The organism is Nocardia sp. NBC_01503 (assembly GCF_036327755.1).
Lineage (GTDB): Bacteria > Actinomycetota > Actinomycetes > Mycobacteriales > Mycobacteriaceae > Nocardia.
In genome coordinates, this window is record NZ_CP109596.1 from 4,706,123 (window position 1) to 4,718,852 (window position 12,730).

The window sequence follows — 12,730 nt, forward strand, 5'->3', positions numbered from 1 at the left end:
GGCACCCGCTTCGCGAAACCACATCGTGCGCGATGAACTTTGCCGCGTGATCCCGCGTAACGCCCGAGTGGCGGCACGACACCAAGTCGATGCCGGAACAACGGCGAACGACCGCGCGGGGTGCGACTCCGCCACACCCCGGTCCTCGCCACCGGCATCACGACCCGGCACGCGAGGGAGCGGCACAGTGACGACAGCTGGAATCGACATCGAGGGATTGCGCGCCATTGTCGACGGCGCGGTGATCACCCCGAAGGACGCCGAATACGATGTGGCACGACAGGTTTGGAGTGGCTGCTTCGATCGCCGCCCCGCGGTGATCGTGCAGCCCGCCTCGGCGGCGGGCGTGGCCAGGGCGCTATTGCACGCCCGCAGGCACGGGCTGGATATCACCGTTCGCGGTGGTGGTCACAATTACGCGGGGCACGCGGTCGCCGATGACGCGATGCTCATCGATCTCGGTGCGCTGGACGGCATCACCATCGATCCGGTGAGCAAGACCGCCAAGGTCGGCGGGGGAGCCACCTGGGCGCAGGTCGATGCCGCCACCGCCGAGCATGCGCTCGCGGTCACCGGCGGTTTCATCAGCGATACCGGCGTCGGCGGGCTCACGCTCGGCGGCGGCATGGGCTGGCTCACCTCGCTCTTCGGATTGTCTTGCGACAGTGTGCTTTCCGCGCACGTCGTGACCGCGGACGGGCATATCGTCACCGCCTCCGCGGATGAGAACCCCGACCTGCACTGGGCATTGCGCGGTGGCGGCGGCAATTTCGGTATCGTCACCGAATTCACCTTCGCCCTGCATGAGCTGCCCCCGCTGGGGCAGCTCACCATGCTGTACTGGACCCCGCCGGACGCCCCGGCCGGTCTGGCCGCCGGTGCGGCCTGCCTGCGCGATCTGCCGGAGGGCTATAGCGGCGCGATCCTCGCCGTCAGCGCCCCGCCGTTGCCGTTCGTACCCGAGCGGTACCAGGGCCAGCCCGGATTCGTCACCGCCGTAATCGGTTTCGGAACACCCGAAGAGCTCGCCGAGATGGTCGCACCCCTGCGCGCGGCCGCCCCCGCCCCCGCCTGGGAGCTGGTGACCCCCATTCCGTACACCGCACTCCAGCAGATGTTCGACGATGCCGCCCCGCGCGGCTTACCCGCCTACGAAAAGTCGCTCTACATCAACGATCTCAACGATGAGGTGATAGCCGAACTGGTACATCGCTTCCCGCAGCGCCTGTCCCCGCTCACCATCGCGCCGATCTTCCCGCTGCGCGGCCGCTACACCGAAACCCCCGACGAGGCAACGGCATTCGGCGGATCTCGAAACGCGTGCTGGGCAATCAACCTCAGCGCCCTGTGCCCCGATCCGGCCGACTTCGATGCCGAACGCGCCTGGGTCCGCGACACCTGGGACGCCCTGCTCCCGCACGCCCGCTCCGATGCCGGATATATCAACTTCCTGGTCGACGACGACCAGCAGCGCATCCGAGACACCTACGGCGACAAGTACTCCCGCCTCGCCGCCATCAAAGCTGCCTGGGATCCGGACAACGTCCTGCACCACAACGCCAATATCCGCCCGGCGTAACCGGGACCGGTGCGGTGGTGAATGGCCGACTCACCACCCGCCCCGGTGCGCGAATCGGTCAGGTGGTCGACACCGCCACCGTCATCGGGTCCGGATCCTCGAGCGGTTCCACGGGGTCACCGGCCAGTACGCGGTTCAGGCGGTCGCGGTCGAGTTGACCCTCCCATCTGGCTACCACCAAGGTCGCGACGCAGTTGCCGAGCAGGTTACTGTGACTCGCATCGAATCCATGATTCGGTCAGCGCCGAGCAGAATGGCCACGGCCGCAACGGGAATCGCATTGTGGCCGATGGCGCTGATGGTCGCGGACAGCGCCAGAAAGGAGGAGCCGGGGACACCCGCCATCCCCTTGGAGGTGAGCATGAGGCATGCGGCCAAACTAGGGGTCCGCTGTATCGCGAGGATGTCCTCGAGGTTTCCCGAAACATATATGACTGTGCGCCGTACCACGGCCGACGCCGCGCCCGGATACGCGGAAGCGGGCGGTCTCCTGCGGAGACCGCCCGCTTCGCTATGCCGCGTACTAACGACTTTCCCTGTAATCCCTTACAGCGGAATGTTCTTCAGATGGCTCGGCCGGGCCGGGGCCGCGGCCAGGGCGGCGGCGATGATCGAACGGGTCTTGGCCGGATCGATGACCTCGTCCACCACGCCGATCGCCACGGCGCGCTCGACACCGCCCGCGATCTGCTCATGCTCGACGGTGAGGCGCTCGATGAGGGCTTCGCGCTCCTCTTCGGGGGCGGCGGCAATCGCCTTCTTGTGCAGAATGCCGACCGCGGCCTTGGCGCCCATGACGGCGACCTCGGACTCAGGCCAGGCGTACACCGCTGTGGCGCCGAGGGATCGGGCATTCATGGCGATGTACGCGCCACCGTAGATCTTGCGGGTGACCAGGGTGACGCGCGGAACGCGGGCCTCGGCGAAGGCGTGCAGCAGCTTGGCGCCGCGGCGCACCACACCCTCCCACTCCATGCTGACACCGGGCAGGTAGCCCGGAACATCGGTGACGACGACCAGCGGAATGCCGAACGAGTTGCACAGGCGCACGAAACGCGCTGCCTTCTCGGCACTTTCGGAGTTCAGGCAGCCGCCCATGCGGATCGGGTTATTGGCCAGGACACCGACGGTGCGCCCACCTAACCGGCCCAGACCCGTCACGATGGAGCGCGCGTACCCGCCCTGCAACTCCTCGAAAGTGCTTTCCCCGTCGACATTGTCGAGCAGCTCGTGCACGATCGGCTTCACGTCGTAGGCGCGCTTGGCCGAGGCGGGCAGCATGGCCTTGAGATCCACATCGCCGTGCGCGGCGGCGACCAGATCGAACTCGCCCTGCTCGGCGAACATGGAGATCAGGCGACGGCCGCGCTGCATGGCATCGGCCTCGTCATTGGCCACGATATGGCAGACACCGGACTTCTTGCCGTGCGTGACCGGCCCGCCCAGAGTCGCCATATCCACGTTCTCACCGGTGACGCTGCGAACCACGTCCGGTCCGGTGACGAAGACACGGCCCTCGGGGGCCATGATCACGATATCGGTCAGTGCCGGACCGTACGCCGCACCACCGGCGGCGAAACCGAGCACCACGGAGATCTGCGGGACCAGACCCGACGCGCGGACCATGGCCTCGAAGACCAGTCCGACCGCGTGCAATGCCTCGACACCCTCGGCCAGCCGGGCGCCGCCCGAATGCCAGAGTCCGACAACGGGAATCTTGGAGTCGATAGCGGTATCGATCGCATCGACAATATGCTTACAACCCTCCACGCCCATGGCGCCGCCCATGACGGTCGCGTCGGAGCAGTAGGCCACGGTGCGGACGCCGTCGATCTCGCCGATGGCGGCGAGCACGCCGGACTTGTCGCGGGGGTGCAGCGGAAGAACGGTGCCCGGGTCGAAGAAGCGCTGCAACCGGCCGAGCGGATCACGGGGATCGGTCGCGGTGTCAGCGTGAACGGGAGCCATGATGGTCATCGCAAACTCTCCTCTTGATTAAGGAAGTGCGGTCGCCTGAGAGCGGCTGCGAAAATGTCGAAGTCCCGGGGGGATTCGGATGCGGGATCGCGTGTCCGAATCCCCGCCGGGACCACTTGTCTTACGAACCGGCGCTGATGCCGAACCGAATCAACGGCTCAACAGTGCGTCAGTACCGGCCGAAGGCGAGCGCGACATTGTGCCCACCGAAACCGAAAGAGTTGTTGATCGCGTACTCGATGTCCTGACGGCGAGCTTCACCGTGCACGACATCCAGATCGATCTCCGGATCCTGGTTCTCCAGGTTCAGCGTCGGGGGGACGATGCCGTCCCGAATGCTGAGAACCGTGAGCACCGACTCGAGCGCGCCGACGGCGCCGATCGAGTGGCCCAGGGCGGACTTGGGTGCGTAGACCGACGCATGCTGAACGCCTGCGTAGTGAATCGCGTTCTTCTCCGCGGTGTCACCGATGGGGGTGGCAGTCGCGTGCGCGTTGACGTGGGTGATGTCCTTCGCGGACAGGCCCGCCGTCTGCATCGCGCGCTGCATGGCCCGACCGGCACCCGTGCCCTCCGGATCCGGCGCCACCAGGTGGAAGCCGTCCGAAGTGATACCCGCGCCCATGAGCCGGGCGTGGATGGTGGCACCACGAGCCTTGGCGTGCTCCTCGGTCTCGATGACCATGAGCGCACCCGCTTCGCCGAAGACGAAGCCGTCGCGATCCTTGTCGAAGGGCCGCGAGGCACCCTTCGGATCGTCATTGCGAGTGGACATCGCACGCATCATCGAGAAGGCCGCGATCGGCACCGAATCGATGAAACCTTCGACGCCACCGGTGACGACCATATCGGCGTCACCCATGACGATCATCCGCCACGCGTTGGCGATGGCCTCCGAACCCGACGAGCACGCCGAGACCGGAGTGATCACTCCTGCCCGGGCCTTGAGCTCGAGACCGACAACGGCGGAGGGACCGTTCGGCATGACCATCTGAACAGCCAGCGGCGAAATCTTGCGATAGCCACCGTTCTTCAGCTTGTCCACCGAATCGATGAGGGCATCGCCGCCACCGAGGCCGGTGCCGATGGCCACGCCGAGACGCAGCGGATCGACCTCGGGGGTGCCGGCGTTCTTCCAGACCTCGCGACCGAGGACGGTCGCCAGTCGCTCGACATACGCCATACGGCGGATCTCGACACGGCTCAGCAGAGTATCCGGGGACACCTTCAGATGACCGCCGATACGGACCGGAAGGTCGTACTCCTCGATGAAGTCATCCTCGAGAACGTCAATGCCGCTCTCGCCGTTGAGGAGTCCCTTCCACGTCGCATCGACGTCACCAGCGATCGACGTGGTCGCCGCCATGCTGGTCACGACGACGTTGGGGAAGTTCCCGTTCAAGGTGGAAGGAGTGGTCACGGTTGCGGTCCTACTCGCTTCCGAACTTGGACTTGAGCTCCGCAGCGGCGTCGGCGTTCTCGGCCTCGAGCTTCTGGATGTAGGAGACGGCGTCGCCGACGGTCTTCAGGCTGGCAAGGTCCTCATCCGGGATCTTGACGCCGTACTTGTCCTCGGTCTGAACGGCGATCTCGACCATCGACAGCGAGTCGATGTCCAGGTCGTCGACGAAGGACTTCTCGATGGTCACCTCGGAGGGCTCGATACCGGTCACCTCTTCGATGATCTTGCCGAGCTCTTCGACGATCTGTTCCTGGGTCAGAGCGGCCACTGTGGTGGCTCCCTTCATATTCGGTAGTTGGGGTCGGATGGTGTTCTTCGTGCTTGCGATCCGATTGCTCCGTCGCCGTTGACGGTGCGGGACCGCGAGTCAAGCTAGCCCGTGATCAAAAGTTCGGCCAGCGCGGGGAGGTCCGCGGGGGTCTTCAGCGCCAGATTCGGGGTGCCCTTGAGCTCCCGCTTGGCGATGCCGACCAGGGTTCCGGCCGGTGGCAGCTCTGCCACCGCGGAAACACCCGCCGCGCGAACGGTTTCGGTGCACAGGTCCCAGCGCACCGGGCGGGTGACCTGGGCAGCGAGCTTGTCGACCGCATCCTGGCCGGAGGCGACCGGCTTACCGTCGAAGTTCGACAGCAGGGTCCGGATCGGCTCGCCCGGAACGATCTTGGCGATGGCAGCTGCCACGGCGTCCTGGGCGGGTGCCATGAACGCGGTGTGGAAAGCGCCCGCGACCGGAAGAGCTCGAACGCGCGCCTTTTCGGGCGGGTTGCTCGCGAGTTCCGCGAGCGCGTCCAGCTTACCGGCCGCCACGATCTGACCCACCGCGTTGCGGTTGGCCGGGATCAGGCCGAGTTCGTCGAGCCGAGCGAGCACGACGGTTTCGTCACCGCCGAGCACCGCGGACATACCGGTCGGCTCGAGCGCGCACGCCTTGGCCATCTCCGCACCGCGGAGAGCGGCCAGTGCCACCGCGTCATCGGGGGAGATGACTCCGGCGATGGCAGCGGCGGCGAGCTCGCCGACCGAATGTCCGGCGACGATGGTATCCGCGGTCAGTGAATCCGTGGGGATTTCCGCGAATGCCAGAAGTGCTGCCGCGACGACCAGAGGCTGAGTCACCGCGGTATCGGTGATCTCCTCCGCGGTCGCGGTGGTACCCAACCGCAGCAGGTCCAGTCCCGAGGCCTTCGACCACAACGCGATTCGATCAGCCGCGCCGGGCAGTTCGAGCCAAGGGGTGAGCATGCCGGGTGTCTGAGAGCCCTGTCCTGGGGCGAACACTGCGATCACGCCTCTAAGAGAACACCGTGGTGGCGCTCGCACGAGATGTCGGCGCGAATGAAGGTTTGGGGGGTCTTTTGTGAGGTGTCTACAAAAGGGCACGTGGGTTGTTCGGATCGTCCGATTCGCCAATCGCGTTACATGCCGACTTACGCATCTGTGACGGGGGTTACATCTGAGGCGGAAGTGGGCGATTCGTTACGGGTTCGCGTCAGCCGACCTATCGTGGACGCGATTCGTAACACGTAGGCATCGCGCGGGTTCATCGGATCCCGACCCGTGATATCGGCGATTCGCTTCAACCGATAGCGCACGGTATTTGGATGAACGAACAGTTGGCGAGCGCAGGTCTCGACGGCTCCGCCACAGTCCAGGTAGGCGTCCAAGGTATTGGACAGCTCGCCCGCAGCGGCGGCCAACGGTAACACAAGCAGCTCGTTGAGGGCGGTTACGGCGGCACGGTCGCCGAGAAGCGCACGTTCGGGCAGCAATTCGGTCGCGTGCACCGGGCGTGGCGCGCTGCGCCAGCCGACCACGGCCTCCATTCCCGCCATCGCCTCGACCGAACTTATATGCGCGGCCGAGAGTGTGCGGGTGGTCGGGCCGATCACCACCGGGCCGTCGGAGAAAGCCTCGCTGAGCAGGTCGGCGAGGAATGGCGAGGGGTACATGGTGTCGCCGAGTTGGCCGCTGACCACCATCACCAGGCGTGAACCCTGCACCACGGCCAGGGCATTGCGGCCGTGCCGGGCGGCCACCGAATGTACGGAACCGACCACGGCCACTTGATCTTTGGGCGGCGTGCCGACCAGCACCGTCGCCGGTGCGGTGGCATCCCAGTTGAGCGTCGCGGCGCGGGACAGCATCTCGGGGCCGGTATCGCCGCGCACCACCGCGTCCACGACCAGCGCTTCCAGGCGGGTATCCCAGGCGCCACGTGATTCCGCGGCGCTGGCGTACACCGAGGCGGCCGCGAAGCCGAGCTCACGCCCGTATCGCAGTACCGCCTCGGTCAACGCCACCAACTGCCGGTCATTGCGAGCCAGCGCGGGCAGCCACTGTTCGAAGAACTCCATGGCCACCCGGACCATATCGACGGTCTGGCGCAGCGTCAGCCGCCGCGCCAGATCGTCCGGGATGACCTGGAAAGCGTCCAGGCTGAACCTGATATCGCTCTCCGGGTCCTGCAACCACTCCAGGAAGTTGACCACCGCCGTCTGCACCAGCATCTGGACCCCGGCACGTTGCGCCGCATCCAGATTGGCGAAGAACGGCAACCGCTCCTGCATCGAGGACACCGCCTCGGTGGATAGCCGCCCCGAGAACTGTTTGACGCGCTTGAGCAGCGTGTCGGGGAGTGGATCTCGGGTCTGCCGGTTCGGCGAGAGTGCGCCGGTCGGAAGGTAGACCTCATGTTCTGAGGAGCCTTCGTTGATCCGGCGCGGTCTCGGCGGTTTGCGTTCCACGGGGTTAATCGTGCGTTATGCGTCGCCACCTTCACTACCGGGTGCCGCCTTCGGCGCGGCGTTCACATCGTCGATGCGGTACTTGGCGGCGGCCTCGACCAGCTTGGAACGGTCGATCCTGCCCGCCTCGGCAAGCCCGGAAAGGGCCGCTACCACGATCGATGCCGCATCGACGTTGAAGACGCGGCGCGCGGCGGGACGGGTATCGGAGAAGCCGAAACCGTCCGTGCCGAGCGAGATGAACTTTCCGGGCACCCACTGGCGGATCTGATCCGGTACCGCGCGCATCCAGTCCGAGGCGGCCACGAACGGGCCCTCGGCCTGGGACAGCGCCTGGGTGACGTACGGCTGGCCGGGATCGGTGTCCGGATGGCGCAGCTTCTGAATCTCCTTGGCGAGAGCTTCCTTTCGGAGCTCGCCCCACGAGGTCACCGACCAGACGTCCGCCTGCACACCCCACTCTTCCGCGAGCATCTCCTGCGCGCGCAGGCCGTCGGGCATGGTGACGCCCGCGACCAGGATCTGTGCGCGCACCGCGCCCTCGCCACCGCGCTTGTAGAGGTAGATGCCCTTGAGCAGGCCCTCCACATCGAGGTTCTCCGGCTCGGCCGGCTGTGACTGCGGCTCGTTGTAGAGGGTGATGTAGTAGAAGATGTCCTCGCCACCGAAGTCGTGATGCTCCGAGTGGGCCTCGGGATCGGTGCCGGGCAGGGCTTCCTGGTAGCCGGTGCTGCCGACGCCGCCGCCGTACATGCGGCGCAGGCCATCTCGCACGATATGGGCGATTTCGAAGGCGAAGGCCGGGTCGTACGGGACACACGCCGGATTGGTCGAGGCCAGCAACAGTGAGTGACCGTCGTTGTGCTGCAGTCCCTCTCCGGTCAGCGTGGTTCGCCCGGCGGTTGCTCCGAGGACGAATCCGCGTGCCATCTGATCCGCGGCGGCCCAGAGACCGTCACCGGTGCGCTGGAAACCGAACATCGAATAGAAGATGTAGAGCGGGATCATCGGCTCGCCGTGCGTGCTGTACGAGGTGCCGACGGCGGTGAACGACGCGGTCGATCCGGCCTCGTTGATGCCCTCGTGCAGGATCTGCCCGATGCTCGACTCTTTGTAGGCAAGCATCAACTCGGCGTCGACCGATGTGTACAACTGGCCGTTGCGGTTGTAGATCTTCAACGAAGGGAACCAGGAGTCCATACCGAAGGTACGGGCCTCGTCCGGGATGATCGGCACAATGCGCTTGCCGATTTCCTTGTCCCGCAACAGGTCCTTCATGAGGCGAACGAACGCCATGGTGGTCGCGATGCTCTGCTTGCCCGAGCCCTTGCGGATCGAACGGTAGGCCTCATCGCCCGGAAGTTGCAGAGGCTTTGCTGCCGTACGCCTCTCGGGGACGAAACCGCCCAGCTGCTTGCGGCGGCCCATCATGTACTGGATCTCCGGCGCGTCCATGCCGGGGTGGTAGTACGGCGGCAGATACGGATTGGCCTCGAGCTGCTCATCGGTGATCGGAATGCGCTGCACATCGCGGAACGACTTGAGGTCGTCCAGGGTCATCTTCTTCATCTGGTGCGTGGCGTTGCGCGCCTCGAAGTGCTTGCCCAGGCCGTAACCCTTGATGGTCTTGGCGATGATGACCGTCGGCTGTCCCTTGTGCGCCATGGCCGCCGCGTACGCCGCGTAGATCTTGCGGTAGTCGTGGCCGCCGCGCTTGAGGTTCCAGACCTGACTGTCGGACAGGCCCTTCACGAGCTCCTTGGTGCGCGGGTCGCGACCGAAGAAGTGTTCGCGCACGTACGCGCCGTCATTGGCCTTGTACGTCTGGTAGTCGCCGTCCGGGGTGGTGTTCATCAGGTTGACCAGCGCGCCGTCGCGGTCGGCTTGGAGTAGCGAGTCCCACTCGCGGCCCCAGACCACCTTGATGACATTCCAGCCGGCGCCGCGGAAGAACGACTCCAGCTCCTGAATGATCTTGCCGTTACCGCGAACCGGGCCGTCCAGGCGCTGCAGGTTGGCGTTGATGACGAAGGTCAGATTGTCCAGGCCCTCGTTCGCGGCGACCTGGATGAGGCCGCGCGACTCCGGCTCGTCCATCTCGCCGTCGCCGAGGAAGGCCCACACGTGCTGATCGGAGGTGTCCTTGATACCGCGATCGTGCAGGTAGTGATTGAAACGCGCCTGGTAGATGGCGTTCATCGGGCCCAAACCCATGGAGACCGTGGGGAATTCCCAGAAGTCCGGCATGAGCCGCGGATGCGGGTAGGACGAGAGACCGGCTCCGGGTCCGCCGTGGGAGTACTCCTGGCGGAAACCGTCCATCTGGTCTTCGGTGAGGCGGCCCTCGAGGTACGCGCGCGCGTAGATACCGGGGGAGGCGTGGCCCTGAATGTAGACCTGATCGCCGCCGCCCGGATGATCCTTACCGCGGAAGAAGTGGTTGAAACCCACCTCGTAGAGGGCCGAGGACGACGCGTAGGTCGAAATATGGCCGCCCACACCGATTCCGGGGCGCTGGGCGCGGTGCACCATGACCGCGGCGTTCCAGCGGATGTAGGCGCGGAAGCGGCGCTCGGTCTCCTCGTCGCCGGGGAACCAGGGCTCGTTCTCGGTGGGGATGGTGTTGACGTAGTCCGTCGAAGTCAGCGCGGGGATCGCGACATGGCGTTCGCCGGCGCGCTCCAGCATTCGCAGCATGAGGTAGCGGGCGCGGCCCGGTCCCTCCCGCTCGAGCATTTCGTCGAAGCTGTCCAGCCATTCGCTGGTCTCCTCCGGATCAATGTCCGGAAGGTATGACGCCACCCCCTCGCGGATCACTCGGACCCGGCCCCCCGCCGGGCGATTACGTGCCGTGCCATTTGTGGGACTCGACGAAGGATTGGGGTGCATCAGGTCGGTCAAGACGATTGCTCCTCGTACACAGGGTGGGACATCTGATAGGCGTCATTCACCCGGGTAGCCGCCGGTTGTCGGCATACCCGTAACGATTGGTTTGGGGCGCACCTCACATCCTTGTGCATGGTGCGTCCCAGGTCATCATGTCAGCAGCGAATCCAGTACGGTTCTCCAGGGAACCGGCTGAGGCAGGAACGGGGAGACGATGAAGCTGCTGAACCCGCGTGGGTTCGGATTGGCGAGCGCGACCGTGGCGGTGGGTCTTGGGCTCGTTATCGCAGGTTGCGCCAATACCGTCGACGGTACTCCGACGGTGAACCAGGCGGAGGCGACCTCGTACAAGGCCGAGGCGGCGACCTCTTCATCGGCGGCCGCGGCCTCCAAAGCGGCCGCGGCGCAAGCCAAGGCGATCACCGACAATTGCGATCCGTTCCGCTCGACGACGGGCACCGCTGTGGATCGCTACAACGATTTCGTGGACGCGCATGACGGGCAGACCGCCGACCAGGCGGACAAGCGGGACGGTGCGGCGAACGCTTTGGACGATGCGGCACATACGGTCGAGACTCGGGTGAACGCGTCCGGTTCGGATCTGCCCGCGGATCTCGCGCAGAAGTTCACCGACTACATCGCTGCGGCGCGCGGGCTCGCCGCGGAGGTCCGCAAAATGGGGAACAACTCGTCGGTGGGGCCGTTGAATGACGCAAGTCACAAGGTCAACGATGCTTTGAACGCGGTCCGGAACGCTTGTCCCACGCGGTGATTCGGTCCGGTCCGCGCGGCGATTCGCGGGTATCGCCGGTGTCGGCCGGGGTGGGCGCGTGGTCTCACATACGACATTTAGGGTGCGAATTCGGCCGATCAGCTTGCGCTCAGGCCCATAACCATGTTCGCTTGCATCTACCTATTGTCTGGAGTTGAGGAGGACGCCACCGTGGTCGCCGCGGCGGACGCGCAGAACTACGCTCAGAAGCTTGGCATTACTCACGGAATGGTGATTCAGGAACTGGGCTGGGACGACGATACCGACGACGGCCTGCGGGCCGCCGTTGAAGAGGCCATCGGGTCGGAAATGCTCGACGAAGACACCGATGAGGTCGTCGACGTCGTGCTCTTGTGGTGGCGGGAGGGTGACGGCGACCTGGTCGACGAACTCCTCAACGTCATCACACCTTTGGCCGATGATGGCATCGTCTGGGTCTTGACACCCAAGACCGGGCACAGTGGACATGTCGATCCGGCGGAAATCGCCGAATCAGCATCGCCCGCGGGCCTCACCCAGACCTCGTCGATCAGCCTCGGTGACTGGTCCGGCAGCCGCCTGGTGCAGCCCAAGACGCCCTCGAAGCAGCGCTGACCAGCGTCTTCGCTAAGGTTTTCGAAGGACGGCGTATCACGTGACGTGGTACGCCGTCCTCGAATGCCCGGACACGATGGAGGTTTCGCATGCCACTAGAGGTCGGCACGGTCGCACCGAACTTCACCCTGAAAGACCAGAACAACCAAGAGGTTTCCCTCTCCGACTATCTCGGTGAGAAGAACGTCCTGGTGGTCTTCTACCCCCTCGCCTTCACCGGTATCTGTCAGGGCGAGCTCTGCAAGGTCCGCGACGAGCTCCCCAAGTTCCAGAACGACAACGCCGAAATCCTGGCCATCTCGGTCGGCCCCCCGCCCACCCACAAAATCTGGGCAGCCGAACAGGGCTACACCTTCCCCCTGCTCTCCGACTTCTGGCCGCACGGTGAAGTGGCGTCGCTGTACGGCGTCTTCAACGAGAAATCCGGCTACCCCAACCGCGGCACCTTCGTCGTAGACAAAGACGGAATCATCCGTTTCGCCGAAATGAACGGCCCCGGAGAGGCCCGTGACCAGCAGGCTTGGGAGAAAGCGCTCGCCGCGCTAGATTCATAACCCGTTGCCCCCGAATCCTCGGATCCGGGAACGACATCCGACCCGGCCTCGCCGGGGCGACTCGGGCGTATAGCTCAGTGGTAGAGCACTGGTTTTACACACCAGCGGTCCGCGGTTCGAAACCGCGTGCGCCCACCCTCAACCGGCAGGTACCGCAAGGTA

General features: G+C 65.4%; 10 protein-coding genes, 1 tRNA gene and 1 pseudogene. 5 read left to right on the forward strand and 7 right to left on the reverse strand.

Annotated features, from left to right (window positions below):
• Positions 1 to 187: 187 nt before the first annotated feature.
• Complete coding sequence (locus tag OHB26_RS21255) at positions 188 to 1,579, forward strand: FAD-binding oxidoreductase (RefSeq protein ID WP_330179024.1); 1,392 nt, start codon at positions 188 to 190, stop codon at positions 1,577 to 1,579.
• 58 nt (positions 1,580 to 1,637) lie between these two features.
• Here OHB26_RS21255 and OHB26_RS21260 read toward each other — a convergent pair.
• The 7 genes and pseudogenes from OHB26_RS21260 to aceE form a co-directional block, all read right to left on the reverse strand.
• Positions 1,638 to 1,948: pseudogene (locus OHB26_RS21260) on the reverse strand (cation:dicarboxylate symporter family transporter); the annotation flags it as partial.
• A gap of 177 nt (positions 1,949 to 2,125) precedes the next feature.
• Positions 2,126 to 3,556: an acyl-CoA carboxylase subunit beta gene (locus tag OHB26_RS21265; protein ID WP_330179025.1), complete on the reverse strand. Its 1,431-nt coding sequence runs from the start codon at positions 3,554 to 3,556 to the stop codon at positions 2,126 to 2,128.
• 169 nt (positions 3,557 to 3,725) lie between these two features.
• Positions 3,726 to 4,976 carry a KasA/KasB family beta-ketoacyl-ACP synthase gene (locus tag OHB26_RS21270; protein ID WP_330179026.1) on the reverse strand — a complete coding sequence of 417 codons (1,251 nt, stop codon included), beginning with the start codon at positions 4,974 to 4,976 and terminating at the stop codon, positions 3,726 to 3,728.
• A gap of 10 nt (positions 4,977 to 4,986) precedes the next feature.
• Positions 4,987 to 5,286 (reverse strand): meromycolate extension acyl carrier protein AcpM, encoded by a 300-nt coding sequence (gene acpM / locus OHB26_RS21275; RefSeq protein ID WP_330179027.1) that lies wholly within the window; start codon positions 5,284 to 5,286, stop codon positions 4,987 to 4,989.
• A gap of 104 nt (positions 5,287 to 5,390) precedes the next feature.
• The gene (locus tag OHB26_RS21280; protein ID WP_330179028.1) at positions 5,391 to 6,305 is read right to left on the reverse strand and encodes an ACP S-malonyltransferase; all 915 of its coding nucleotides are present in this window, start codon (positions 6,303 to 6,305) and stop codon (positions 5,391 to 5,393) included.
• 140 nt (positions 6,306 to 6,445) lie between these two features.
• Positions 6,446 to 7,732, reverse strand: a complete 1,287-nt coding sequence (locus tag OHB26_RS21285; protein WP_330185731.1) for a PucR family transcriptional regulator — start codon at positions 7,730 to 7,732, stop codon at positions 6,446 to 6,448.
• A 45-nt stretch (positions 7,733 to 7,777) separates the two neighbouring features.
• Positions 7,778 to 10,651: a pyruvate dehydrogenase (acetyl-transferring), homodimeric type gene (gene aceE / locus OHB26_RS21290; RefSeq protein ID WP_330185732.1), complete on the reverse strand. Its 2,874-nt coding sequence runs from the start codon at positions 10,649 to 10,651 to the stop codon at positions 7,778 to 7,780.
• Between the two features lie 211 nt (positions 10,652 to 10,862).
• Here aceE and OHB26_RS21295 point away from each other — a divergent pair, with 211 nt between their 5' ends.
• From OHB26_RS21295 to OHB26_RS21310, 4 genes are all read left to right on the forward strand, one after another.
• On the forward strand, positions 10,863 to 11,420 hold the full coding sequence (locus OHB26_RS21295) for a hypothetical protein (protein WP_330179029.1): 558 nt from the start codon (positions 10,863 to 10,865) through the stop codon (positions 11,418 to 11,420).
• Positions 11,421 to 11,591: 171 nt separating this feature from the next.
• Entirely contained in the window at positions 11,592 to 12,014 is a 423-nt protein-coding gene (locus tag OHB26_RS21300; protein WP_330179030.1) for a DUF3052 domain-containing protein, read from the forward strand.
• 89 nt (positions 12,015 to 12,103) lie between these two features.
• Positions 12,104 to 12,568, forward strand: a complete 465-nt coding sequence (locus OHB26_RS21305; RefSeq protein ID WP_330179031.1) for a peroxiredoxin — start codon at positions 12,104 to 12,106, stop codon at positions 12,566 to 12,568.
• Between the two features lie 63 nt (positions 12,569 to 12,631).
• Positions 12,632 to 12,703: transfer RNA gene (locus OHB26_RS21310), tRNA-Val, on the forward strand.
• Positions 12,704 to 12,730 lie beyond the last annotated feature (27 nt).

Coding starts and splice junctions, on each gene's coding strand:
- aceE (WP_330185732.1), bottom strand. CDS start 10,651: ATGCACCCCAATCCTTCGTCGAGTCCCACAAATGGCACGGCACGTAAT.
- OHB26_RS21305 (WP_330179031.1), top strand. CDS start 12,104: ATGCCACTAGAGGTCGGCACGGTCGCACCGAACTTCACCCTGAAAGAC.
- OHB26_RS21295 (WP_330179029.1), top strand. CDS start 10,863: ATGAAGCTGCTGAACCCGCGTGGGTTCGGATTGGCGAGCGCGACCGTG.
- OHB26_RS21265 (WP_330179025.1), bottom strand. CDS start 3,556: ATGACCATCATGGCTCCCGTTCACGCTGACACCGCGACCGATCCCCGT.